We start from the raw sequence: 24,390 nt of genomic DNA on the forward strand, positions 1-24,390 counted from the left end.
TTATAAACTTATTGAGATAATGCATTTTATAATTGATTAAATTTTATTATGGATCATGTAATTTTAGATACAAACATATTTATCAAAGAAAATTTTCTTCATGGAAAAAAGATAAATTCTTTATTAAATCTTAGCGAAAAGAAGAAGATTCAATTGTATATTACTGAAATCACTTATAATGAGCTAAAAGCTAATTTTGCGAAATTTGCTACTAATGGTATTTCAAACCATAATAAATTTGTAAAGGATTTTGATAATTGGGTTTTGCAAAATGATAATAATTTGCTAGCCCTTTTTGAGAAAATTAATACTCAAGAAGTCGTAGGTAATTTTAATTTAAAGCTTGATGCTTTAATTGAGAATGAAATAATTAAAATCATACCATATGCGTCAATAGATATACAATTAGTATTTGATAAATATTTTAAGTCAGAAGCTCCTTTTGGAAACGGAGATAAAAAATGTGAGTTTCCAGATGCTTTCACATTAGAATTGATTAAAGATTATTGTGCTTCAAATGAAATCAAAGCAATTGTATTTTCTACAGATAAAGATCTCTTAAATTCTAAATTTGATAATGTCGAAATAAATGATAATTATAAAGGATATTTAGAGCGAGTGTATTCTGATATGGAAACTGTGAAGAAAGAAATTACCCATACACTTTTCAATTCAAACACAAAAGAGTTGAAACAACAGTTTTTTAATTGGTATGAAGAATATCTATATGACGAAAGTTTATATGATGATATTGTTAGGTGGAAGGAAATATATAATGTAGATATCATTGAAATTAATGTAGGAGAATTAGATTATAAAATAATTGAAATTAAAAATGAAACCGTTGTTATTGAGGTTGAGACAAAAGTGAATGTAAAAGTGAATATACTCACAGATGATGAAGAGTATATGTACTACGATAGTGATGATAGATCTCATCATTTTGCTCGAAAAACTACTGAAACAGTGGAAAAGGAATTTAGCTCTTCGATGATTGCTTTTACAGAGATATTTGACGAAGATGATTACTTTGAAGATTTTGTGGTAGAAAGTATCAATGAAGGTAAAGACATTTCCTTCAATATTGATTATGAATACTGATCAATTAAAGCCTTTTTAAGCTTCTTTTTTCTTTTATATTGAGTTCATGTGTAAAATGTAAAATGATGCGGAAAAACGCGATTAAAATCACTTAAATATTAGGATAATGTATCATTAAATAATTTAGGATTTTAACAAAATCAAAAAAAACTTTTCACATCTACTTCTAGTGCTAAAGACAGCTTAATGATTGTGCTGAGTGTAACATTTGTTCGTGCATTTTCGATTCGAGAAATAGTTGTCTTATCAATAAAAGAGGCTGAATCTATATTATTCATAGCTGTAGCAAGGTCTAACTGTGTTAATCCTTTCGACTCCCTTATCTTTTTAATATTGAGCCCAAATTCTTTTTTCGTTTTTGATAGATCTATTGACATAAAGTCAATATTAATTGTTATTTTCGCTGTCGAAGTAAACATATATGTCAACAATGAGATGCTGATTATTGTTTAAATAAATAATTTAATACTAAATATTTATAATTAAGAAGATGAAAAAACTATTTACTTTTTTAATGATGTGTTTAATGTCAACACCTACATTTTCACAAATAAGCGAAGTTTCTAAACCATTAAAACAAACCAAAGTTGGTTCTTTCGGGGCGATTTTGATTAGTTGCGATAGGTTTGAAAATATTTCTATTTTCCAATTTGACGATTCTAAATACCAGCAAATTAAAGTACCAGTTTTTTTTAACTTAACTAATTCAGAATATGAAGAACTGTATCAAGCCTTATCTGATAAATTTTCTAAAGAAGAATTTAGTGAAGATGAAAACTTGATAATGACGACAAAGGATAACGCCAAGATTATATTTAGGTTCACTAAATTAATGGGAACGAAATCGGTAAAATTTGGCGTTGAGAAAAATGGAGTATATGCAATGGGGTATTATTTAACTCAGAAGCAAGTAAAAAAACTATTTGATAAGGTATGAAAAATAAGGAATTGTAAAGACGATAAGGACATTTTTAAGTGTCCTTTTTATTTGTCCTAAGGTCTATACATAATAGATTTATTACTTTAGTATTCCTTTTAATATGGGTCTAAGTGATTATCAATTAATTCTTGAAGGTTATCGTCGATTCCTTCGAAAGTTAGACGAGGTTTAAAGGGAACTGTATTTCCAAATTTTTTCAAATGATTTCTATAAAGTTGAAGTTCATGTCCGCGATAAATCTTAAAATAAAACATTGAGAAGCCCTTTAAATTGACAGTGCAGTATTTTTCATCTATTATAATGCTCTCCATTATTGGTAAAATCTGGCTTTTGAAAACTTCCAAATTATCGCTGTAGTGAAAAATTTCATTTTCTAAAGCTACGTGTATAGAATTATTGGCTTCGGTAAGTTTTGAATTATTTTCATTCAATTTCAATATTTCACTATTATATCTTGATAGTGCTTCATCAAATTGACTTTCTTCTATTTGTTCAGAGGTAAATAAATCATAATTTTTTCGTGACATTTTTTGAAGTTGTGAAATACGAGCTTTGTTTATTTCAATAGTTGCAATGTTTGCTTTAATTTGAGTGTTAAATTTGGCTCGTTCTTGTTTGTCTTTAGATAATTTTGCAGTGTGTTCGAGCCAATCTTTAATTTCTGATATTAAGTAGGCTCTGTTTACACTTTTTACTCCACACGACGAACTACATTTATATAAATCGGTTCTGCTTTTGTCATTAATTGTTTGGATAAATGTTGCTTTGCATTTGCAAAAGATAAATGATGCGAACGGGTTGATATATTTAGCTTCTGACACAAATCTAAACCTCTCTTTAATGAAAGTTTGAGCGCGATCAAATACATCTTCACTTACAATTGGAGGAGCAGGAATAATTAAATCAAGATATCTTCTCTGACCTTTGTAAAATGGATTGGTAACTATGGAATGAACAGATGCACTAGACCATTTTCTTTGATCTTTATAGTTTTCATTTAAGTAATTTGCAATTTTTCGACAGCCTAAGCCTTGTAATAGCATATCATACATTTTTCTGACCACTACGGCTTTTTCTTCATTTATTACTGGGTAACCATCTTTTTTGTCGTATGCATAAAGCATACCATGATAAGATTTTCCCTTTAGAACTTCTGATTGTCTTCCTGATTTTATACGATAGCCTAATGTCTCAGATTCCTGTGTTGCTATTGAAGACAATAATCCGACCATCATTTGAACCAAATAATTTACAGTTCCATCTTTATTAAGCGTTGATAATTTTTCTTTATGAATATGGATGTTTATTTTCTTATTACTACAATTGTCAATAAAATTTACGGTTTGTATATATTGCCGACTTATTCTACTTAATTCCGATACAAGAACATGATTGATTTTGTTTTTGTTTATGTAATCAATCATTAAGTTAAAGTTTTCTCTATCGTCAAAACCTTTTTTGTATCCACTTATGCTATCTGAAAATATTTGGACAATTTTTAATCCAAGTTCTTTAGAATATTTTTTTAGATCTAAAATCTGGCGATCAGTATTTTGATCTTTAGTACTTACTCTTACATATATAACAGCTTGTTCCATGTTTTTATTTTTTTACAAAGATAAATTTAAAACTGCTATAATTGAAATAATAAGTTAAAAGTAGCCAGAACAATCGCTGATTTGGATGCTGCGCCACAAATTATTCCGTCTCATATTGCAGAGGCGATTCAATATCGAAGTCTGGATCGTGATGGATGGCTGGGATAATTGATTTTAGATTTTAGAATTTAGATTTTTCCTAAAAATTGTCAGACTGAGCGGAGTCGAAGTCCCGTGCTCTAAATCACTTTGCGTGGACTTCGACTACGCTCAGTCTGACATTTGAAATCTTGTTCAAAAATGATTTTTTTCTTGCGAACTTTGCTCAAAACCTTTGCGTGCCTCGCGGTTAAATATCACTCAAATTTTAAACTTGCATTTTTAGACATTAAATACGAAGTCAGTTTCTTGATTTTACCGTTTTCCATTTCAAAAACATCACAAAAAACAGCATCCAGCATACCGCCGTTTTTCATACTTCCCTGAACAGTTCCTTCAGCAATAACAATGTCGTTTTCTTCCACTAGTTTTATAATGTGAATAATTGGGCTTCCAACAAAATTTTCATTTTCAATTTCCTTATCAAAAGCTTTTTTGCCCACATGCTGATAAATTCCGGGCATTTCCCAAATGATATCTTCGGTAAGACAATCCAGAATTCTTTTGTGATCGCTTACTCTAAAAGCGGCCATATATTCGTTTACGGTTTCTTTATTTTGTGTCATGATTAGATAGCTTTAGGTTGGTTTTTAGATTGAAAAACAAATTTAAAAATAAATTTAATCATTTAGATTAATGATCTTCTGAATATCAATTTGTTCCAAAAAATATTCGTCATGCGAAACCACAATCAAAGTTCCTTGGTATTCATTAATGGCAGTGGTTAGAATTTCAATATTCTGAATATCCAGATTATTCGTTGGTTCATCCAGAATAATCATGTCCGGCGATTGATTGCTAATCGTTAAACAACAAAGCATCAAACGCATTTTTTCGCCGCCACTCAAAGAGCTGCACGATTTTTCCAGATCATTTTGCGAAAACAAAAAACGATTCAGTCGCATTCGAATATCATGTTCCTGTAAACCGGAACTATTGAATTTTTCAGCTTGTTCATAAATCGTCAATTGATTATTGATTAAAGAATAATCCTGATCGATATAAACTATTTTCGACTCGGCTTTATAAACCTCTCCTTTTTGCGGTTTTAATTTTCCGGTAATAATTTTGATTAAAGTTGTTTTTCCGGAGCCGTTTTGTCCTTTTAAGGTAATACGATCACCGCTTAAAATTTGAAAACTTAAATTCTCTTTCCACAGCAGTTCATTATTGTACCCATAATTAATAGAAGCGGCCGTAAAAAGTATTTTTCCTTTATGAAGTTTGGCATTGTCAAAACCAAATTTCATTTTATCAATTTCGGGCAAACCAGAACGTAAATCCTGCAATTCCTGCGAAATACCGCCAATTTTTTCAGCATGAATACTCTTTGTTTTTGAGGTACTGTTTTCGGCATTATTGCGAAGCGTGTTCATCATAATTCTCGAAACGCCGGCTTTTTCCTGCTTCTTTTTTCCGCGTGCATCTAGTTTTTGCTGACGTTCCAATGTTTCGCGTTCTTTTTCTCTGGCTTTTCGCAACGCTTTTTCCTTGGTATTTATATCATAATTTAGAGCCTCGTTTTCAATTTGTTTTTGTTCCGAATAAAAATCATAATTACCGCCGTAAACCGTGATACCGTGTTTTGTCAATTCGTAAACCGTATTTAAAAGATTCAATGATTTTCTGTCGTGGCTTACAATTAGTAAAGTCGCCGAAGTGTTTTGTATAAAATGATACAATAAATTTCTCGCTGTAAGATCAAGATGATTACTCGGTTCATCCAATAAAATAAGTTCCGGCTCATGAATCGAAATTCCGGCAAGGAAAATTTTTGTTTTTTGTCCGCCGCTTAAGGTTTCCAGTTTTTGCTGTAAATCTAAATCCTCTACTTGCCAGTATTGAAGTGCTTCTTTGCAGCGATCTTCAATTGTCCAGTCGTCGTTCAGGATTTCCAGATTTTCTTCGGTTACATTGCCGTCTACAATTTCCCTGAGTGCATTTAGTTTATCCTCAATTTGTAAAGCTTCGGCAATAGTAAGATGATTGAATTGCCCAAAAATCTGAGGCACATAATACGGTTTTGCATCTGCTTTAACCAAACCTTCAAATGGTTGTAATTTACCAGAAATAATTTTTAGCAAGGTGGATTTTCCAACGCCGTTATTGCCAATCAAAGCAATTTTTTCGTGCTTATTGGCAGTAAAAGTGATTTTGTCGAATAGCAAATCTCTATTCGTATGTAAATATGAAATGTTTTGTAAAATAAGCATAATTTCTTTCTTTAAAGAATAAACAAATGAGCAAACTGTTGGGCAGTTTACCGTCTTGATTGTCTGAAAGAAATTTTATTTCACATAGAATTGTGTGCTTAATTAGAAGTGCAAAGATATAAAAATTTTTTTTTTACAGTAAAGATAAAGATTTACGAAACTGACTTATTCATTATTTTGTTTGGGATATAAAGTTCTAAAAGCATTCGAAACCGCCTGATGTAATATAGTACCATGATTTTCCTGGGGCAGATATTCAAAATGGACTTTTATATTTTCATTTTTTACGGACTTAATTTTTTCAGCCAATAAATTAGCATCCACTTCCATAACTCTTGGAATTTCAGTTGGTGTAACTCCTTCCTTTCCAACACCAATATAAATATCAATCGACTGTTTGAAAATACTAAGCAATGACAAATCCTCATTTAGCAAACAGCCATTATCCCACCATAAACTCGGACTTATGATAATATATTTATTGAAAAGTGACGGTTTTTTAAACAAAATTTCAGTCTCTAATAACCCGCCCAAAGATTGTCCGATGATGGTTCTCGACTCATTCGTTTTATATCTTTTTTCGATAAAAGGCTGTAATTCCTTTTCGATAAAAGAAATAAAATTATCCGATTGCCCGGCTGTCGGATAGGCTTTCTTGTCTTGTGAAATTGTAGTTGGAAATGTAAAATCACGTTTTCTGTTAACTGTAGCAATCCCAACAAGAATTGATTTTGGAAGGTGATTTACCCATTCAAAACTATTGAACTGAACCAAACCCGCGATATGAATAAAGTCTTCATCTGCAGATCCGTCCAATAAATAAATTACAGGATATTTTGTAGCAGCCGCAGGATCATAACCTTCCGGAAGATAAATATTCAAAATCCTTTTTTCGCCCAATTCTCTCGAATCCAATTCTTCAATAACACCCAAAACAAAGGGTTTTGTGGCTGTTGGTTTAGTTTGTCCAAATATTACGGTTGAAAAAATAAAGAAGAAAAGAATTGAAATTTTGTTCATTTTGTTTTTATTGATGGCGACTGAATTTTATCTGGCTATAAAAATACGGCTAAATAAAATTATTTGGTAATATTCCACAAACTCATTTTTCGTCTAGTCACAAAGCCCAGTTTTTCATAAAGTTTAATAGCGCCAATATTATTTTCGACAACATGAAGAAACGGAATTTTATTCTCGTCAAAAATAGCATTTACAACATGCGTAATTAATTGTTTTGCATAACCTTTTCCAGTATGATCCGGATGTGTTACAATAGCGCTGACTTCTGTAAAATCATACATTTTCATGCGTTCGCCAGTAATCGCAACTAACTGATTTTCTTTAAATATTCCGAAATAATTTCCCAGCAAAGGAGTTTTATTTTTAAAATATCCTGGTTGAACCAAATTCACCAAAGCACATAATTCTTCATTATGACTTTCATTTAATTTGACAATTTCAATATCAATTGAAAGCTGAATCTTATCGTAAATAATCATCTGAAGACAAACTAATTCTTTTGCAATTTGTACGTTTTCAGAGATTTCAGGTTTTTCACCAACTATAAAAAAATTATCTGTCAAAGCCGAATACTGATCTATTGCACCAGTAATATTTTCAGAACCGATAAAACCTCCAAACGGGCAATAATCAGGATTATAGAATTTAGTATTTCCATATTCAAGAGCAAATTCCTTGTGAGTTTCTGATAAAGAATACCAAACAGGATTGTCTAGTTTATTTTCGTCTGTGGTTTTCATTTATTTTATCACCTTACTATTTTCGCCTTTAAAATTTCTTCCAGATCAGTTATACTTTTTTTATTTTCAGTTTTAAAGCCTAAAGAAACCATCGCAATTCCAATTACTAACATAAAAAACGGAATAAAAATAAAAAACTGAGCTTCTGACTCTAAATCATTATCGAATATTATTTTATACAATGCAGCGATACAAGCAATAGAAACACCACCTAACCAAACTATCATAAACACTTGTACAAAATCATCCAGATTAATTTTAACGTTTATTTTACAGCCATTGATATCATTTTTAATTTGTCCTTTTATTACGGGTAAAAATGAATTTCGGTAACTTATAGCTCTTTGAATTTTAAAACTATTATTATAAATTTTACCAATATAAGGTTTGGAATATGAATGATTAATAGATCTAAAACCAAATGATTTTTCGGCTTCAATTTCATTTTGTAAATGTGCTAAAAGTTCATCTTTCGTCAATGTAGAATGATATACTAATTCGTCAAACGGCAGTATTTTTTTAAGCATGTCTTTTATTTAATATTCTATTTTTAACCACCATTTCATAGTATTTATTTTGTCTAACTCCAATTCGGTCAAATTTTCACTTTCCATTGCCGAAAATGCTTTCTTTAAATTATCGATTCCATAATTATCTCTTAACCAAAAAGGAATTTCTTCAACACTTTTATTCCAATTTTTTAGTATTCGATTTAATATTAATTCGACATTTATCTCTGTCTTTGGATTTAGTTCTTTGAGAATTATTCCGGCATTTTTTTGATCCTCATAAATCTTCTCAATTCTTTTTTCATTTTCAAAAACTTCAATCACACCTTGTATAATCATTTGATCATGGACTTTAGTTAAAACCTTTATTAATTGACGAATCCTAAGATCTCCAATTTTATCTAGTTTGTCAACTGATTCAAGTATTTCATTTTTTACATCTTCTGATGTTTTAGGGATTTTCATTTTTTCTTAGCAATATCTAACGCTTTCAACAATACAGGATCAGACTTCTTAACCAAATCTTCCTTCGTATTCTTGACAACAATATCTACAGGCGTTCCCGTACCTTCATAACAAACCATATCGGCGTTATAATATCTTTGGTGTGATAATGAAACCAGCCATTTATTCGGCAATTCAAAACCGTACATATCCGAATAAATACCGCGGGAATTTTCGCCAACAAGCGTAACCTTAGGAAGTTCGTTCATGATTAAGGCAAAAACATCACTGGCGCTCACGGTTTTATCATTGGTAAGCAAAATGACCGGTTTTAGAAAATTCGGATTTCCTTTTGGTTCAAGATACCAGGTTTCTAATTCTCCAAAATCTTCATAACCGCCACTTCGCGTTTTCTTATACATTCCGATTGCTTTTTTTGCAGCAAATCTTCCGGCAACTTCATACGAAAACTCATCATTTCCGCCAATATTATCTCTTACGTCAACAATAAGTACTTTTGAATTGGTGAAATTCTGAAAAATAGAATTCAATATTTTACCGGCAACTTCTGCATCTGGTTTGCTTTCTGCATCATCAGAAACGAAACATCTGTTAAATCTCAAATAACCATATTTCTTTGAAGTCGAATAGGTAAAAAGATTTTTGTTATGAAATTTTGGACCCGCATATTTAGGTTTTTCAAAACCATTTTTCACAAGCGTTTCGTCTACCATTGACCAAAACAAAGTTCTCAAACTATCCGTTGGAAATTCCTTTGTATAATTGGATGGTTTGGTAGACTTAAACTGTTTTTTCGACGGAATAATAACATTGATATGATTGTCCTCAAACGGCGCTAACATTTTTGAGAAAGTGTCAAAAAGCTCGTCATCAGTTGTATTTTTATTTATAGTGGGGCGATATTGATCGTATGTTTTTTTCCAGTCGATATTTCGCAGTTTGAAAAAGGCATAATGATCTTCAAAAGTCAGCCATAAAGTTTCAAAAGTTTTTTCGGGAAGAGAAAGCGTCGTATCTTTTGGATACGTAGCCGGATTTTGCCCGAAAATGTATGTCGTTGACAGAACTAAAATTAAAATCAATATTGCTTTTTTCATATCGGTTCCCGGTTAATTATGCGATTGTGTTTGGTACTTTTTATCCCCTAAATTTATTCTTTACAATAATATCCTTCAAACGCGCTTTCAGATCTTCGCCCGTATCAAAAACCATTTGCTCATTATTCGGAAAAGGCACGGCGCGTTTATTAAAATAATTCATATAATTATCATCGCAAGCGTTTCTGTCACCTTTATAAGTCGAATAAATATTCTCAAATACAAATTCACTCGTAAGCGGAAAAGTCTGCGCCAATTGATTGGTTCTCAAATCTACAAAATCTACTTTTGCCGTTACCTGACAAGATTTAAACTGTCTGAATTCATAAACATTTGCACGAAGCAATCTGTAATTATCCACTTTTATTTCCTTTCCCAAACTGTCTTTTACAGGACGTCCTCTGCTGTCTACAAGTGTTTTTACACCATCTTTAACCTGTTTTTCCTTGATGAATTCTTTCTCTTTAATTTGCTCAGGCGAAATATTAATCTGAACAAAATTTACAATTAAACTGTAATCATACGTAATGTTTTTTTGTCTCACACTATGATAAACCGTCCATTTATCGTTTAATCCGTAAGTTTTAATATCCAGTAAATCCTCCTGAAGCTGTTTCGGAATCACCAGATTTGTTTCGTTTTTAGCATAAATATCCACAAAATCAGTTCCTTTAAACTGCGCGTCATCCATCAGTTTTTTGACATTTTTATATCCCGGATTAATGCTTTCCAGATAGAATAAATTGTCATACGCCTGTCTAAAATCCATTTTGTTTTTTGATTTTAAAAGCGCCGAAGCATTGTCATATAAATATTTAGAAAGCACATTTCGGCTATTTACAATCTGATCCGAATAATTATCAAACGGAAAATTGGCATTTTTTCCTAGTTTTAATAATGGCAATGGAAGTAAAGGCCTGATTTTTTCCTGACGGTTATTCAACTGTAAATAAGTAGTATAGATTTTCTCAGCATTTGCAGGATTAGCCTCTTTTGTCATCATTTCAAGATTGCGTAAATCACGATCTTTTGCCTTTGCAAACGCCTCTTCAAGCAAATACACATAATCCTGTTTTCCTTTCGAGTCTTTTTTGGTCTTCAAAGCGTCGACCGCGCGGTCAATTGCGGCGTCATAATTTCCATCGCTCAGCAACGATTGCGTCGTTTTTACGCCGCAAGCAGAAAGTGCTAAAAATAAAACTGAAAAGAGTAAAGTAATTTTTTTCATGCTAAAGATCAATTGATTTCAAGCTGTAAATATATTTGTTTTTGAATTTGTTTCAGATTATTTTTTCTCCATTTAGTGGGAATTTAGAATTTTATCCCGAGGCTTCGAGATTGGAATTTAATTTTTTCAGGAGCAGAAATTTCAGTTTTCACAACAGCCATTCGTCCCGCTTTTGCCTTTATCTCTCCATTGCATTACGAGGATACCGGCTCTATCGGGGCTAAGCGAGAAATTTATTTTTTAGAAGACATTTTTACTTCGGCCAATACAAAACATTAAACTTATGTCCATCCGGATCAGAAAATCCAAAGAAATATCCTTTTTCAAAACTTTGCGGTTCAGCGAAAATTCTTCCTCCGGCATTTTTAACCGCCAGCAGCCATTGATGCACTTCGTCTGTACTTTCGGCAGAGAGTGAAAAAATAATTTCGTTTCCTTGTTTTAAGTCGGCAACTTCATCATTTACAGCCCATTTAAATCTTTCTTTGACAAAAAAATGGATGATAAAATCGTTATCTCCAAACATAAAACTAGTCAATTCTGTATTTGTTCCGTTTGGTTTAAAGCCTAATTCGCTATAGAATTTGGTTGTTCTCTGCAGATCTTCGACACCTAAATTGGCCCATATTCTTTTAGTATTCATAAGATTCATTTTAAAAGTGTCCTATAAATTTATGAATTTTTATGAAGACAATCCTAATTTTCCCAGGTTTCCATCAGGTTTTTATCCCACAAATTCTGGGCATAATCTTTAAAAACTTTGGGCGCTTTTTTGAAACTCTCATCAAATTTAAATTCACCGCCTAAGAATTGTTTTTCGCCATTATCATACGTTCCAACCTGCACTTTGTTTTCTCCTCGCATGGCGTATTTCTGGTTTCCTTCGTACATGATAATTTTCATTTCAGACGGACTCACATCGCCGTGGCAAACCGTTTTGTACATTAACCACGTTTCGGCAATTCCGTTGTTGTTTAAATCGGTGATGTTGAAAGTGTTTTTAACAAAGGAAGCGACAATATCGACCGGACAATCTGAAATAAAATCATACACTTTCCAGGTTTGTTTTACTTCATTTCCTGAAATGATGTAATGATACGCAAACAATTCAGCATCAGAACTATCATCAGATTCATGTTTGAATTTTTTATTAATATGATATCCTGTTTCAGTTGTGATTACAATATTGTCTCCTGATTTGTCTTTCCACCAAACAGCATTTTTTACAAAACCTTCATATTTTATAGCACTGGGAAATTGTGTAGAATCGATTTTGTTTACCGTTAAAGTAAAATTTTCGGTTTTGGTTTTATTTAATTCGGTGTTTTTAGATTCTTTTATTTCTTCTTTTTTGTCTTCTTTACAACTGGAAAGAAAAAGAATGAATAATAACAAAATTGTAATGTTTTTCATAGAGGATATTTTGGCTTTTACTTCTATACTTTTCTATTTTTCACCTGATAAACAATTTCCCAAAAAATAATAGAGAAAACCGCATTTGTAAATATGGCTGTTTTAACCAAATACGGATCGTACTTAACAAATAGATGTGTGTTTGCAAGCTGTACCGCCAAAAACAGCGCTAAAGACGCAATTATAACAGAAGAAATTATATTTAGTAAAACCGTCCATTTTAAGGCGAAGAAAGCATATATAAGATTTAAAACGGCAAAACCACAACCTAAAGTTATATACGGATCTGTCTTTAATATTTCGCCCAGCGAAAGTAATAATGAAGTTGAAGAAAGGTATAAAAAGAATAAGATGGAGTAAATCAGGATTCGAACTTGTGGTTTCATTTTTATATTTTTCTGTAAAGTTATTTAAAAAGAAAATAGTTTTTTGATTAATTGACTTTTAAATATATCGCAGCCACCAATGTTTATTTTTCGCTTTATATGCTCCAAACCAAATGCAGGGTTTATAAAGTGAAACAACTACGGCGATCCAGATTATATAAATTGTCCAAAGAGGCAAACCGCTTTCTACGCCTTTTGGTCTTCCAAAAGATCCGGTTGCAAATTCTAATTGTGACCAGTTAAATCCTTGTAAAAACAGCATCGCAAGCGTTAGAATATGAATCAGGTAAAAATGAAGAACAAAGTAAAACAAAGGTACTTTTCCGTAAACTGAAGTCACTTTTTTAAAACCGTTATTAAACTGTTCTGCAAAAGCAAGCAGCAAAAGCATAATGCCCAATGTAGGCAAACAATACAAAAGCGAAGGCGGATATTTAGTCACATTCATAAAGGAAATAAAGGTAAATGTGGCATCTTTTTGAACCGTCCACTGCACGGGGTCGCCGTAAATATTTATAAAACGAAGAATGCCAAATAATGCTAATGAACGCAAACCAAGTTTTATAAAGAGTTTTTTTCGTTGTTCATAAGCTATTTCAAAATAACGCGCAAAACCAAATCCCGTTAACATAATACCGAGCCACGGAATAGGAGGATAGCCCATAATAAAGGCGCGATCGCCAAACGGAATTACTAAAGGACTAAAAAAAGGCGATAAAATGGCTTTTACAATTGAGCCTTCCGCAAACGGAATAAGAACCAAAAGATTATGACCAAAAATTATGATTAAACCAATAATTCCTAATCGCTTTGCCGGGATTTTTAGGAATAAACCTAAAACGATAAACCCGAAACCTATTGCAGCTATCACCTGAAATAAAAGCGTGTGAAACCCAATATCAAAAAATAATCCAAAATTGACCACCGTAAATTCGAGCAATAACAACCAAAATCCTCTTTTGATTAAATGTTGTCTTGTTTCGGTAAAATTGTTTTTTCTTTTCAATGAAAGATAAACAGAAGTTCCTGCGAGAAAAACAAATGTTGGTGCACACAAATGTGTAATCCAACGCGTAAAAAACAAGAAAGGAGTTGTTGTACTTAAATCGGTGGGACTTTGCGTGATAGAATCTATATGCATTAAGTCACGAACGTGGTCTAATGCCATGATAATCATGACGATTCCGCGGACTATATCAATTGAATTTTCTCTTTTCATTTTTTGAAGTTTAAAAATGGATTAGAATAGTTTTGATATTATATTCTTTCTGCAACGGAATATTAACTGAAATTATCTCTTAATTTCAGTTAATGGCTTTTAAATTTTTGCTTCTTGTAAAAGTGCATCAATTTTTGCTTCTGATTTTTCTTTGATCGGGCTGTCCGGATGAAAACTCCAGATGATTAGAAATTTTCCTGTTGCAAGATATTCTTCAGGATGTTCTTTTGTTGGTTCGTTGATTTTCCCCCACAACAATCCTTGCAGAAAACTATCGCCTTTAAATCTGTGTTCAAATTCAAAATACATGATAGAACCGCTATCTCCTTTACTTTTAAAACTTTGAATTGCTTTGCTTTTTACAACCCCAACAAAACTGGCGTAAGTGGCAACATCATTATAAAAATTGCAAGCCTGAGGAGAAATACAAATATTACCATCGCTCAATGTATAGCTTTTCGGAATTTCTTTTGGTTTTAGTTTTAAATCAGCAATCGTCTGACTGAATGAAATAGTAGTAAGTAACAGGAATAATGCCGATAGGGGAATCGTAATTTTCATGGGTTTTGGGTTTAAGTTTTTGGTAGCAAATATTTACCAGACGAAAATACGAATTAAAATAAGTGGATTTTTAATTGGCACAAAGATTTTATTTTGAATCAAAAAAAGCACAAATAAGAGATATTTGTGCTTTTGTAAAATTTATATTTTTAAGGAATTATTTTCCTTTTAGTAATTTTTCTAAATATTCATTTTTGTCTTTTTCAGCCTGAACCAAACGTTCGTAAAGTTCAACGACTTTATCAAGCGGATTGAAATTACAAGAATTATTGGTTATAAAGCTTCCTGTAACAGATTCATTAAAAGTGTTGAAATAGTTAAACACATTTTCTTCAGAAAAACTTTTAATTGCTTCTGTAGTCACGCCAAGCGCTTTTGCAATTTCCACAAGTTTTTTATCATCAATTTCCTCACTTCCTTCAATTCCGGAAATGGCTTGTTGATTTGTGCCAATTGCCTGTGCAAGTGCTTCTTGTTTCATACCTCGAAGTTCTCTGATTCGACTTATGTTTCTGCCAATGTGTTTTGGTTTTACTTCTGTGCTCATGATTCAAAGGTATTTAAAATTCTTTTATAAAATAGATGTTGGTAAAAAACATAGTTTTTTTGATAAGATACTATTTAGGTGTTGTTGTAGAAAACAAATATATGATTTTTCTGATAGTTCTGATAATTGTCTCATGAAAACCAGATTGCGTCAGGGATAGAGGCGGTATCCTTTTGTGAAGTGAAACGGAGCAAAAGATATAGCCGAAAGCCCGACCCGGAGGGAGACGCCCAAATTATTAAATTTTAAATTTTAATTTTATAGGGCTATTTGCGGAGATTCTTCGTTCCTCGAAAAGATAATATTGTAGTTACTTTGGAATTAAATTCGACTGTATAAAAAAGCAAAAAAAATCCCGTTCACCTTTGGAACGGGATATACAATATATTTTTTTGACTTAGAGACTTAGTCTAAAATTCATCTTATTTATTTCGTCTAATTTACCTGATTTAAGCTTAATGTCTTTAAGTTCATTAAGTGAGGGGTCTACAACGACTTTTGAGTCTTTATTAATAACTCTGGTAGCTTTCACTATTTTTTTTTCACTTTTCATATTTTTTTCTTTTAATTAGAAATCCATCAAAGTCTTTTTTATAATTGAATATTTCATCTACAATTTCATTATCAATTATTCTTGTTCCAAATATATCAAAAGTTTCTGATAATTCCTTTAGATTTAACATTATGGCTCGCTTGTATGTATTTGTCCTTCGACTATCACTACCTCTCAAAAATACCGCTATATTAGGATTCGCATTTGTAAATTCATATATAGTTTTGGCTACAGTAGCTAAAACAATTCTCATATCTCCATTATCATTTGTAATCTGATCATCTATAATATATTTTTTAGTTAAAAGATCGTACTTTAAATCTCCGAAGCCCAGATTATAAATCGAAGGGTTTTTAGTGGGCGTATAAGCAACAGCTTTTCTAAAACGGCCTTTATTTCCGACGCTTACAAAATTAAATATTGCAGATGATTCATCTTTTGTAATGTCATATTTATTATAATTCATTAAATAAATAATTTCTTACAAATATAATATTTTAAAGTTTACTAATTTTATTATTATAAAAATTAGGTAAAGCTTCGACTCCGCTCAGCCTGACATTCGCGTAGAATCTAAAATCAGAATTCTAAAATATACAATAAAAAAATCCCGCCTCAATTAAGAAACGGGATTAAATAGATATTCTCTTTTTTTTTATTTTAAACTGTTGCAGCAACTTCTTGTGGCAACGGAATTTGATTTTTAAGCAAATCTTCGAAAGTTTCGTGTTGACGAATCAGGATTCCTTTTCCGTCTTTCCATAGAACTTCGGCTGGTTTGTATCTTGAGTTGTAGTTCGAAGACATGGAGAAACAATATGCTCCGGCGTTTCTGAAAGCTAGAATATCGCCTTCGGTAATTTCTGAAATTCGGCGGTTGTTGGCAAAAGTATCTGTTTCGCAAATGTATCCTACAACTGAGTAAAAACGCTCTTTTCCTTTTGGGTTAGAGATGTTTTCGATATAATGTTGTGAACCGTAAAACATTGGACGGATTAAGTGGTTGAAACCACTATCGACTCCGGCGAAAACTGTTGATGTTGTTTGTTTTACTACGTTTACTTTTGCTAAGAAGAAACCTGCTTCGCTCACCAAAAATTTTCCCGGTTCGAAAATCAACGTTAAATCTCTGCCATATTCTGCACAGAAAGAATTGAATCTTTTTGATAATTTTTTACCTAATTCTTCGATGTCGGTTTCGATATCGTCTTTTTTGTAAGGCACTTTGAATCCGCTTCCGAAATCTAAGAATTCTAAATCTTTGAAATGTTTTGCTGTATCGAACAAGATTTCAGCCGCATACAAGAAAACTTCGATATCCAAAATGTCAGATCCTGTGTGCATGTGAATTCCGACGATGCTCATTTTTGTATTCTCTACAATTCGCAATATATGCGGTATCTGGTGAACAGAGATTCCGAATTTACTATCGATATGTCCTACAGAAATATTAGCATTTCCACCCGCCATTACGTGCGGATTGATACGAATACATACGGGAATTTGTGGATATTTTGTTCCGAATTGCTCCAGAATAGATAAGTTGTCAATATTGATTTGTACACCCATTGCAGCAACTTCTTCGATTTCTTCAAGAGAAACGCCGTTTGGTGTAAAGAAAATTTTGTCAGGATCATAGCCAGCATGAAGTCCCAATAAAACTTCCTGAATTGATACAGTATCTAAACCAGACCCCATGTTCTTTAACAACTGAAGAATCGCAACATTTGACAATGCCTTCATGGCGTAATTAACTCTTAAGTTTTCTACCTTAGAGAAAGCTTTAGTTAATCTGTTGTACTGAGATTGGATTTTTTCGGCATCATAAACATATAATGGACTTCCAAATTGGTCTGCTAACTGCAGTAAATCTTTTGCTTGCATTTTTAAACTATTTTGAGCAAAGTTATTACACTTTTGAGTAACAGCAAATTTTTTGTAGAAAAATAACAAATTATAACAAATTGTTTAATTTTAAACAAAAATCAGCTTAAATTGGATTTTTATAAAACTACAATGCGTGCCTAGTAAAAAAGAAAGGTGCTAAGTTGCTGAGATACTAAGTTACTAAGATTTTGCTATATAAAATGAATGCTTCATGTTTTTAACCGCAAATTTCGCAAATTTTCACAAATTAAATAAACTCAGAGGATTTCGTAAAATTCATATTGCCTCGCCTGCTCGCTATCGTATTAATCTTGACAAACAAAAAAAATAATCTTAGACGGCAAATAGCCCGAGGTTTTAACCTTGGGAAACGAAGCGAGATCATAGATTGCGTTCCCAAGGTTGAAACCTCGGGCTATAATAAAAAATGAATCTTAAATCTGTGGCAAAAAAAAGTCCCTGAAATATTTTCAGGGACTTGTATTAGTAGTGTTGTTTATCGGAATAAAGACTTTGTTTTTTGATGTTCTTAAAATACTAAGAAAACTCAGTCACGAAACCTCGGGATAGAGGCTTAGTATCTTAGAAACTTAGTCTACAAACTCGGTAAGTCTCCGTTTCCTTTGGTTGGCAAGTTTGTAGATCCCATTAAAAATAAATCTACTTCTCTTGCTGCTTCGCGACCTTCTGAAATAGCCCAAACGATCAATGATTGTCCTCTTCGCATATCACCGGCAGTGAAAATATGAGGAACATTCGTTTGATAATTTTTTGCTTTATAGTTGCTTCTCATATCCACTTCAAGGCCTAATTGCTCGCTTAAAGTTTTCTCCGGACCTGTAAATCCTAAAGCCAATAAAGCCAAGTCGCAAGGCCAGATTTTCTCTGAACCTTCTTTTTCGATTAATTCAGGTCTTTGTCCAGGAGTCATTTTCCATTGCACTTCAACAGTTTTTAATCCTGTTAATTCGCCTTTATCATTAGATATGAATTCTTTAGTGTTGATTAACCAGTTTCTGTCACAGCCTTCTTCGTGAGAAGAGGAAGTTTTTAACTGCAAAGGCCAGAAAGGCCAAGGAGTTGACTCGCTTCTTCCAACCGGAGGTTTTGGTAAAATCTCAAAGTTGGTTACCGATTTTGCTCCGTGTCTGTTTGAAGTTCCAATACAATCCGATCCTGTATCTCCACCACCAATTACAATTACGTCTTTTCCGGTTGCTTTAATCTGATCCGGAATTGATTCTCCGTATAAAACTTTAGTTTGTTGAGTTAAGAAATCCATTGCCTGAACAACGCCTTTGCTTTCGATTCCTTTAGTCGGCAAACTTCTTCTTTCAGTTGCTCCACCGCATAATACGATAGAATCGAAAGAATTTAATTCGTCTATGCTAAAGTTTACACCAACATTTACATTCGTTTTAAAAGTGATTCCTTCTGCTTCAAGGATTAAAACACGTCTGTCGATGATTCCTTTTTCCAATTTGAAATTCGGAATTCCGTAACGTAATAAACCTCCAATTGCATTGTCTCTTTCAAAAACAGTTACAGTGTGACCTGCTCTGTTTAATTGTTGTGCTGCTGCCAGACCCGCAGGACCTGAACCAATAACGGCAACCGTTTTTCCGGTTCTGGTTAATGGTGGCTGTGGTTTGATCCAGCCTTCATCAAAACCTCTTTCGATGATATTTTTCTCGATGTTTTCGATTGCAACAGGTTCCTTAATGATTCCTAATACACATGATTTCTCACATGGAGCAGGGCATAAGCGACCTGTAAATTCCGGAAAGTTGTTAGTAGATTGCAAAATATTTAATGCACTCTGCCATTCTTCCTGATGTACCATATCGTTGAAGTCAGGGATTAAATTCCCTAACGGACAAGCACTGTGGCAAAAAGGAATACCACAATCCATACATCTTGATCCTTGTTCTTTTTTCTTTTCTTCAGTTAACGGAATAGTAAATTCGTTGTAGTTAGAAACACGTTCTGCTACTGCTAAATTACTTTCGTCGGCTCTGCTATATTCTTTAAATCCGCCTATTTTACCCATGACATTTTGATTAAAACTTAAATGATAAATTCTAAATTCCAATTTTTAAATTCCAAATTCCAACCCTTTTAAAGGTAAAGTGAATTAAATCTAAATCTGAACTCTAAAATCTAAAATCATTTAACCCGCAATTAATTCTTCTATTTTTTTCTCTTCTGCAATTCGCTGTAATGCTTTTTTGTAATCAGTTGGCATTACTTTTACGAAATGTTTCTGCTCATTTTCCCAGTCTGCTAAAATTCTTTTTGCTAATGGACTGCTGGTGTACAATGAATGATTTTTGATCAATCGTCTTAGTTTGATAACGTCCTCTTCTTCCATTGGATCAAATGCAACCATTTCCATGTTACATACTGTTGAATCAAATTTTTGATTTGGATCATAAACATAAGCCACACCACCGCTCATACCAGCTGCGAAGTTTCTTCCTGTTTTTCCTAAAACAACCACTGTACCACCGGTCATGTACTCGCATCCGTGATCTCCAATTCCTTCAACAACGGCTGTTGCTCCGGAATTTCTCACACAAAAACGCTCACCGGCCATTCCATTAATATAAGCCTCTCCGGTAATAGCTCCGTAAAGGGCAACGTTACCAATAATGATATTGTCTTCAGGTTTGAAAGTTGCAGTAGGAGGTACTTTTACAATTAGTTTTCCTCCCGAAAGACCTTTTCCTAAATAATCATTACAGTTTCCGTGAATTTTAAACGACAATCCGTTTGTTGCAAAAGCACCAAAACTTTGTCCGGCAGAACCTTCAAAATCAACTAAAATAGTGTCTTCAGGTAAACCTTGTGCGCCATATATTTTTGAGATTTCGTTACTCAAAATCGCACCTACAGAACGGTCTGTATTTTTAATTTTAAAGGTTACTCTTGTTTTTTCTTTTCTATAGATTGACGGAATTGCTTCTTTGATGATGTCAAAATCCAATACATTTTCAAGTTGGTGATCTTGTGTAGTTGTATTGTGATTTGGCTCTGTTTTCGCTTTTTCCGGTTTGTATAGAATGGTAGACAAGTCTAAACCATTTGCTTTATAATGTTTGATGGCTTTGTTTACATTTAATTTTTGTGACTGGCCCACCATTTCCTTTAAGGTTCTGAAACCTAATTGCGCCATGATTTCTCTAAGTTCTTCAGCAATAAAATACATGAAGTTGATGACGTGTTCCGGAGTTCCTTTGAAATTTTTTCTCAATTCTGGATCCTGAGTTGCAATACCAACCGGACAAGTATTTAAGTGACAAGCTCTCATCATGATACAACCAGAAGCTACAAGAGGTGCAGTTGCAAAACCAAATTCTTCGGCTCCTAATAATGCAGCGATCGCTACGTCACGACCTGTTTTTAATTGTCCGTCGCATTCTAGAACTACACGGCTTCTTAAATCGTTTAAGATCAAAGTTTGTTGCGCTTCGGCTAAACCAAGTTCCCACGGAATACCTGTGTGTTGTAAAGAGGTTAATGGTGCAGCACCAGTTCCTCCATCATAACCAGAAATTAGGATAACGTCCGCTTTTGCTTTTGCAACACCGGCAGCGATGGTACCAACTCCAACTTCTGAAACTAATTTTACGTTGACACGCGCTTCACGATTGGCATTTTTTAAGTCGAAAATCAACTGAGATAAATCCTCAATAGAATAAATATCGTGGTGTGGAGGAGGCGAAATCAAACCTACATAAGGCGTAGAATTTCTCGTTTCAGCAATCCATGGCACTACTTTTTCTCCCGGAAGTTGTCCACCTTCACCAGGTTTTGCTCCCTGAGCCATTTTGATCTGAATTTCTTTAGCATTTGTCAAATAGTTGATCGAAACACCAAAACGTCCTGACGCAACCTGTTTAATTGCAGAGTTTCTAGAATCTCCGTTAATTTCTTTCTGGAAACGTTTTGGATCTTCTCCACCTTCTCCAGAGTTACTTTTTCCGCCAATTCTGTTCATTGCAATGGCTAAATTCTCGTGTGCTTCTCTACTGATAGATCCGTAAGACATGGCACCCGTTTTGAATTTTTTTACAATTTCGGTCCATGGTTCTACTTCATCAATAGAAATTGGATCTAAATTATTAAATTCAAACATACCTCTAATAGTCATTAAGTTAGCGCTTTGCTCATTAACCATATTAGAGTATTCTTTATAACTTTCAGGACTGTTTAAACGAACGGCCTGTTGTAATTTTGCAATAGTGGTTGGATTAAACATGTGTTTTTCTCCACCGCGTCTCCATCTGTAAATACCTCCAATTTCTAAAGGCAATAAGTTGGCGATTTTAGAATTTGGAAATGCTTTCTGGAAACGTTTTTTCACTTCTTTTTCCACTTCCATCAAACCAATTCCTTCGATTCTTGAAGGTGTGTAAGGGAAATATTTAGAAGTAAATGTTTTGTTTAAACCTAAAATCTCGAAAATTTGAGCAGCTCTGTACGAATGTAAAGTAGAGATACCAATTTTGTTCATGATTTTAACGATTCCTTTTGCAATCGCTTTATTGTAGTTTACAACAGCATAATCAGCTTTTACACCAGTAATAAATCCTTGTTCTACCTGATCGTGAATAATTTCATTTACCATGTATGGATTGATCGCACTTGCGCCGTATCCAAACAATAAGGCAAAATGATGCGGCTCACGAGGTTCTGCAGATTCGATTATGATTCCGAATTTTGAACGAACCTGTAAAATATTCAAAGAGTGGTGAATGTAAGAACAAGCCAATAACATAGGGATTGGAGCTAATTGTTCACTAACGCCTCTGTCTGAAAGAATAATAATATTACATCCCTCAGAAACTGCTTTGTAAGTTGCCTGAACACATTTTTCAAGCGCACGCTCTAAACCGTTAACTCCTTTTTCTATTTTATATAAAGTAGAAATAGTAGCCGATTTAAAATCTGCGTGATCAATGTTTCTTATTTTATCTAAATCCTCATTAGAAATAACCGGATTTTGGATTTTTAGTTTTTTACATTGTTTAGATTCAATTTCAAAAATATTGAAATCTCCACCAACCGCTAAACTGATATCGGTAATAATTTCTTCACGAATACCATCCAAAGGCGGATTGGTAACCTGAGCAAATAATTGTTTGAAATAGTTGTACAACAATTGAGGCTGGTCTGATAAAACGGCCAAAGGCGTATCATTACCCATAGAACTGATGGCTTCAGCGCCCTGACCTCCCATTGGGTTGATGATTGTTTTTAAATCTTCAATCGTGTAACCAAATAATTTTTGTCTGGTTAAGAAATCAAGTTTCTCAACCGGAGTTGGATTATTGGTATAAGGAACTTTAGCCAAAGGCAATAAATTAGCATCTAACCATTCTTTGTACGGACGTTTTGTAACTATCGCTTTTTTAACTTCCTCATCCTCGATAATACGGCCTTCGTTCATATCAACCAGAAACATTTTCCCAGGCTCTAAACGACCGTGCTGAATTACATCTTCAGGATCGATGTCAAGTACACCAATTTCTGACGACATAATTACGAAACCGCTTTTTGTCAAAGTATAACGAGAAGGACGCAATCCGTTTCTGTCTAATAACGCACCAATTACGTTACCATCTGTAAACGGAATAGAAGCAGGACCATCCCAAGGTTCCATAATACAAGCGTTAAACTCGTAGAATGCTCTCTTTTCAGGAGACATAGTCTGGTGTTTTTCCCACGCTTCAGGAACAACCATCATCATGGCTTCCGGCAATGAACGGCCTGTCATCAATAAAAGCTCCACCACCATATCCATAGAAGCAGAATCTGATTTTCCTTCTAGGATAATTGGGAATAGTTTTTTGATATCATCACCAAAAACTTTGCTTTGCATTAATTCTTCACGAGCACGCATACGGCTCACGTTTCCGCGAAGCGTATTAATTTCACCATTATGACACATGTATCTAAATGGCTGTGCTAAATCCCATGAAGGGAAAGTATTTGTAGAGAAACGCTGGTGTACAAGCGCCAGACGAGTCACTAAATCGGGATCTTTTAAGTCAACATAATAACGGCTGATGTCTTCCGGCATCAATAGACCTTTATATATTATGGTAGTTGTCGATAAACTAGAGAAATAAAACATGTGGCTTTCAGAGGTTTTTGATCCTCTTATGGCATGTTCGGCAATTTTTCTAGCTGCAAAAAGTTTTGCATTAAATTCTTGTTCAGTTAAATCCTGACCGTTTTTGCTAACAAAAACCTGTTTAACTGTTGGTTCTTTTTCTGCGGCAATCTGTCCTAAATTTTCTACTTCAACAGGTACATCTCTCCAGCCTAAGATCTTTAAATTCTGATCTTTAACTGTTGATTCGAAAGTGTTCATGCAAAAAGATACCTGGTTTTTGCTTTTTGGTAAAAAAACCATTCCTACTGCATACTCACGTGTTTCAGGGATTTCAAAGTCACATACTTTTTTAAAGAAAGCGTGTGGGATATCAAATAAAATTCCGGCTCCATCTCCAGTTCTTCCATCAGAACTAACTGCACCACGATGTTCCAATTTTATTAAGATGTCCAATGCTTTGTGAATGATGTCATTAGATTTAATACCATTCAAATTACAAATAAATCCTGCACCACAATTGTCGTGTTCAAATTCAGGCAAATAAAGCCCTTGTTCTTTAACTCTCATTCTTGATATTTTTTCTACAAAAATAAAGATTTCGTTAAACATAATGTATCAAAAATCTATTTTCAC

22 protein-coding genes and 1 pseudogene are annotated in these 24,390 nt (G+C 33.4%); 3 read left to right on the forward strand and 20 right to left on the reverse strand.

Annotated elements, in window-relative coordinates:
• Nucleotides 1–48 precede the first annotated feature (48 nt).
• Complete coding sequence (locus tag AC3QL1_RS10655; RefSeq protein WP_492497444.1) at nt 49–1,101, forward strand: PIN domain-containing protein; 1,053 nt, start codon at nt 49–51, stop codon at nt 1,099–1,101.
• A 140-nt stretch (nt 1,102–1,241) separates the two neighbouring features.
• On the opposite strand, the gene AC3QL1_RS10660 is transcribed toward AC3QL1_RS10655, so the two are convergent.
• The gene (locus AC3QL1_RS10660) at nt 1,242–1,478 is read right to left on the reverse strand and encodes a helix-turn-helix domain-containing protein (protein WP_492497446.1); all 237 of its coding nucleotides are present in this window, start codon (nt 1,476–1,478) and stop codon (nt 1,242–1,244) included.
• A 149-nt stretch (nt 1,479–1,627) separates the two neighbouring features.
• On the opposite strand from AC3QL1_RS10660, the gene AC3QL1_RS10665 reads away from it, so the two are divergent.
• A complete protein-coding gene (locus AC3QL1_RS10665; protein ID WP_492497447.1) occupies nt 1,628–2,038 on the forward strand; it encodes a hypothetical protein in 411 nt (136 codons plus the stop codon).
• A gap of 98 nt (nt 2,039–2,136) precedes the next feature.
• On the opposite strand, the gene AC3QL1_RS10670 is transcribed toward AC3QL1_RS10665, so the two are convergent.
• Entirely contained in the window at nt 2,137–3,639 is a 1,503-nt protein-coding gene (locus AC3QL1_RS10670) for a recombinase family protein (RefSeq protein WP_492497448.1), read from the reverse strand.
• 54 nt (nt 3,640–3,693) lie between these two features.
• Here AC3QL1_RS10670 and AC3QL1_RS10675 point away from each other — a divergent pair.
• Nucleotides 3,694–3,807, forward strand: a pseudogene (locus tag AC3QL1_RS10675) (magnesium chelatase subunit ChlI family protein); the annotation flags it as partial.
• Nucleotides 3,808–3,995: 188 nt separating this feature from the next.
• Here the strand turns inward: AC3QL1_RS10675 and AC3QL1_RS10680 are convergent.
• From AC3QL1_RS10680 to gltB, 18 genes are all read right to left on the reverse strand, one after another.
• Nucleotides 3,996–4,364, reverse strand: a complete 369-nt coding sequence (locus tag AC3QL1_RS10680) for a nuclear transport factor 2 family protein (RefSeq protein WP_492497450.1) — start codon at nt 4,362–4,364, stop codon at nt 3,996–3,998.
• A 54-nt stretch (nt 4,365–4,418) separates the two neighbouring features.
• Nucleotides 4,419–6,011 carry a ribosomal protection-like ABC-F family protein gene (gene abc-f / locus AC3QL1_RS10685; RefSeq protein ID WP_492497452.1) on the reverse strand — a complete coding sequence of 531 codons (1,593 nt, stop codon included), beginning with the start codon at nt 6,009–6,011 and terminating at the stop codon, nt 4,419–4,421.
• A gap of 165 nt (nt 6,012–6,176) precedes the next feature.
• Nucleotides 6,177–7,031 carry an alpha/beta hydrolase gene (locus AC3QL1_RS10690; RefSeq protein WP_492497454.1) on the reverse strand — a complete coding sequence of 285 codons (855 nt, stop codon included), beginning with the start codon at nt 7,029–7,031 and terminating at the stop codon, nt 6,177–6,179.
• Between the two features lie 59 nt (nt 7,032–7,090).
• The gene (locus tag AC3QL1_RS10695) at nt 7,091–7,771 is read right to left on the reverse strand and encodes a GNAT family N-acetyltransferase (protein WP_492497456.1); all 681 of its coding nucleotides are present in this window, start codon (nt 7,769–7,771) and stop codon (nt 7,091–7,093) included.
• 8 nt (nt 7,772–7,779) lie between these two features.
• Nucleotides 7,780–8,298 carry a hypothetical protein gene (locus AC3QL1_RS10700; RefSeq protein WP_492497458.1) on the reverse strand — a complete coding sequence of 173 codons (519 nt, stop codon included), beginning with the start codon at nt 8,296–8,298 and terminating at the stop codon, nt 7,780–7,782.
• 9 nt (nt 8,299–8,307) lie between these two features.
• On the reverse strand, nt 8,308–8,745 hold the full coding sequence (locus AC3QL1_RS10705) for a hypothetical protein (protein WP_492497460.1): 438 nt from the start codon (nt 8,743–8,745) through the stop codon (nt 8,308–8,310).
• Nucleotides 8,742–9,842 carry a S41 family peptidase gene (locus tag AC3QL1_RS10710; RefSeq protein ID WP_492497462.1) on the reverse strand — a complete coding sequence of 367 codons (1,101 nt, stop codon included), beginning with the start codon at nt 9,840–9,842 and terminating at the stop codon, nt 8,742–8,744. The genes AC3QL1_RS10705 and AC3QL1_RS10710 overlap by 4 nt, the downstream gene beginning before the upstream one ends.
• Nucleotides 9,843–9,882: 40 nt before the next feature.
• Nucleotides 9,883–11,070 carry a hypothetical protein gene (locus AC3QL1_RS10715; RefSeq protein ID WP_492497463.1) on the reverse strand — a complete coding sequence of 396 codons (1,188 nt, stop codon included), beginning with the start codon at nt 11,068–11,070 and terminating at the stop codon, nt 9,883–9,885.
• A 253-nt stretch (nt 11,071–11,323) separates the two neighbouring features.
• A complete protein-coding gene (locus tag AC3QL1_RS10720) occupies nt 11,324–11,713 on the reverse strand; it encodes a VOC family protein (RefSeq protein WP_492497465.1) in 390 nt (129 codons plus the stop codon).
• Between the two features lie 53 nt (nt 11,714–11,766).
• Entirely contained in the window at nt 11,767–12,483 is a 717-nt protein-coding gene (locus AC3QL1_RS10725; protein WP_492497467.1) for a M949_RS01915 family surface polysaccharide biosynthesis protein, read from the reverse strand.
• Between the two features lie 23 nt (nt 12,484–12,506).
• Nucleotides 12,507–12,869, reverse strand: coding sequence for a hypothetical protein (locus tag AC3QL1_RS10730; RefSeq protein ID WP_492497468.1), 363 nt, complete (start codon nt 12,867–12,869; stop codon nt 12,507–12,509).
• A gap of 58 nt (nt 12,870–12,927) precedes the next feature.
• A complete protein-coding gene (locus AC3QL1_RS10735; protein WP_492497470.1) occupies nt 12,928–14,088 on the reverse strand; it encodes an acetyltransferase domain-containing protein in 1,161 nt (386 codons plus the stop codon).
• A gap of 99 nt (nt 14,089–14,187) precedes the next feature.
• Entirely contained in the window at nt 14,188–14,649 is a 462-nt protein-coding gene (locus AC3QL1_RS10740; protein WP_492497471.1) for a hypothetical protein, read from the reverse strand.
• A 157-nt stretch (nt 14,650–14,806) separates the two neighbouring features.
• Nucleotides 14,807–15,196 carry a helix-turn-helix domain-containing protein gene (locus tag AC3QL1_RS10745; RefSeq protein ID WP_492497472.1) on the reverse strand — a complete coding sequence of 130 codons (390 nt, stop codon included), beginning with the start codon at nt 15,194–15,196 and terminating at the stop codon, nt 14,807–14,809.
• Between the two features lie 542 nt (nt 15,197–15,738).
• Nucleotides 15,739–16,215: a DUF6934 family protein gene (locus AC3QL1_RS10750; protein ID WP_492497474.1), complete on the reverse strand. Its 477-nt coding sequence runs from the start codon at nt 16,213–16,215 to the stop codon at nt 15,739–15,741.
• 194 nt (nt 16,216–16,409) lie between these two features.
• Nucleotides 16,410–17,633 carry a diaminopimelate decarboxylase gene (lysA, locus tag AC3QL1_RS10755; protein ID WP_492497475.1) on the reverse strand — a complete coding sequence of 408 codons (1,224 nt, stop codon included), beginning with the start codon at nt 17,631–17,633 and terminating at the stop codon, nt 16,410–16,412.
• Nucleotides 17,634–18,231: 598 nt separating this feature from the next.
• Entirely contained in the window at nt 18,232–19,686 is a 1,455-nt protein-coding gene (locus AC3QL1_RS10760) for a glutamate synthase subunit beta (protein ID WP_492497477.1), read from the reverse strand.
• A gap of 120 nt (nt 19,687–19,806) precedes the next feature.
• Entirely contained in the window at nt 19,807–24,324 is a 4,518-nt protein-coding gene (gene gltB / locus AC3QL1_RS10765) for a glutamate synthase large subunit (RefSeq protein ID WP_492497479.1), read from the reverse strand.
• Between the last annotated feature and the right edge of the window lie 66 nt (nt 24,325–24,390).

Source organism: Flavobacterium sp. GW823-FHT04A11 (assembly GCF_058796535.1).

Excerpts from the sequence above, each read along its gene's own strand:
- AC3QL1_RS10655 (WP_492497444.1), top strand. The coding sequence starts at position 49 with ATGGATCATGTAATTTTAGATACAAACATATTTATCAAAGAAAATTTT.
- AC3QL1_RS10710 (WP_492497462.1), bottom strand. The coding sequence starts at position 9,842 with ATGAAAAAAGCAATATTGATTTTAATTTTAGTTCTGTCAACGACATAC.
- AC3QL1_RS10715 (WP_492497463.1), bottom strand. The coding sequence starts at position 11,070 with ATGAAAAAAATTACTTTACTCTTTTCAGTTTTATTTTTAGCACTTTCT.
- AC3QL1_RS10665 (WP_492497447.1), top strand. The coding sequence starts at position 1,628 with ATGTCAACACCTACATTTTCACAAATAAGCGAAGTTTCTAAACCATTA.
- AC3QL1_RS10680 (WP_492497450.1), bottom strand. The coding sequence starts at position 4,364 with ATGACACAAAATAAAGAAACCGTAAACGAATATATGGCCGCTTTTAGA.
- AC3QL1_RS10705 (WP_492497460.1), bottom strand. The coding sequence starts at position 8,745 with ATGAAAATCCCTAAAACATCAGAAGATGTAAAAAATGAAATACTTGAA.
- AC3QL1_RS10760 (WP_492497477.1), bottom strand. The coding sequence starts at position 19,686 with ATGGGTAAAATAGGCGGATTTAAAGAATATAGCAGAGCCGACGAAAGT.
- AC3QL1_RS10740 (WP_492497471.1), bottom strand. The coding sequence starts at position 14,649 with ATGAAAATTACGATTCCCCTATCGGCATTATTCCTGTTACTTACTACT.
- AC3QL1_RS10720 (WP_492497465.1), bottom strand. The coding sequence starts at position 11,713 with ATGAATACTAAAAGAATATGGGCCAATTTAGGTGTCGAAGATCTGCAG.
- AC3QL1_RS10730 (WP_492497468.1), bottom strand. The coding sequence starts at position 12,869 with ATGAAACCACAAGTTCGAATCCTGATTTACTCCATCTTATTCTTTTTA.
- lysA (WP_492497475.1), bottom strand. The coding sequence starts at position 17,633 with ATGCAAGCAAAAGATTTACTGCAGTTAGCAGACCAATTTGGAAGTCCA.
- AC3QL1_RS10670 (WP_492497448.1), bottom strand. The coding sequence starts at position 3,639 with ATGGAACAAGCTGTTATATATGTAAGAGTAAGTACTAAAGATCAAAAT.
- AC3QL1_RS10745 (WP_492497472.1), bottom strand. The coding sequence starts at position 15,196 with ATGAGCACAGAAGTAAAACCAAAACACATTGGCAGAAACATAAGTCGA.
- AC3QL1_RS10735 (WP_492497470.1), bottom strand. The coding sequence starts at position 14,088 with ATGAAAAGAGAAAATTCAATTGATATAGTCCGCGGAATCGTCATGATT.
- AC3QL1_RS10690 (WP_492497454.1), bottom strand. The coding sequence starts at position 7,031 with ATGAACAAAATTTCAATTCTTTTCTTCTTTATTTTTTCAACCGTAATA.
- AC3QL1_RS10725 (WP_492497467.1), bottom strand. The coding sequence starts at position 12,483 with ATGAAAAACATTACAATTTTGTTATTATTCATTCTTTTTCTTTCCAGT.
- AC3QL1_RS10660 (WP_492497446.1), bottom strand. The coding sequence starts at position 1,478 with ATGTCAATAGATCTATCAAAAACGAAAAAAGAATTTGGGCTCAATATT.
- AC3QL1_RS10700 (WP_492497458.1), bottom strand. The coding sequence starts at position 8,298 with ATGCTTAAAAAAATACTGCCGTTTGACGAATTAGTATATCATTCTACA.
- abc-f (WP_492497452.1), bottom strand. The coding sequence starts at position 6,011 with ATGCTTATTTTACAAAACATTTCATATTTACATACGAATAGAGATTTG.
- AC3QL1_RS10695 (WP_492497456.1), bottom strand. The coding sequence starts at position 7,771 with ATGAAAACCACAGACGAAAATAAACTAGACAATCCTGTTTGGTATTCT.
- AC3QL1_RS10750 (WP_492497474.1), bottom strand. The coding sequence starts at position 16,215 with ATGAATTATAATAAATATGACATTACAAAAGATGAATCATCTGCAATA.
- gltB (WP_492497479.1), bottom strand. The coding sequence starts at position 24,324 with ATGAGAGTTAAAGAACAAGGGCTTTATTTGCCTGAATTTGAACACGAC.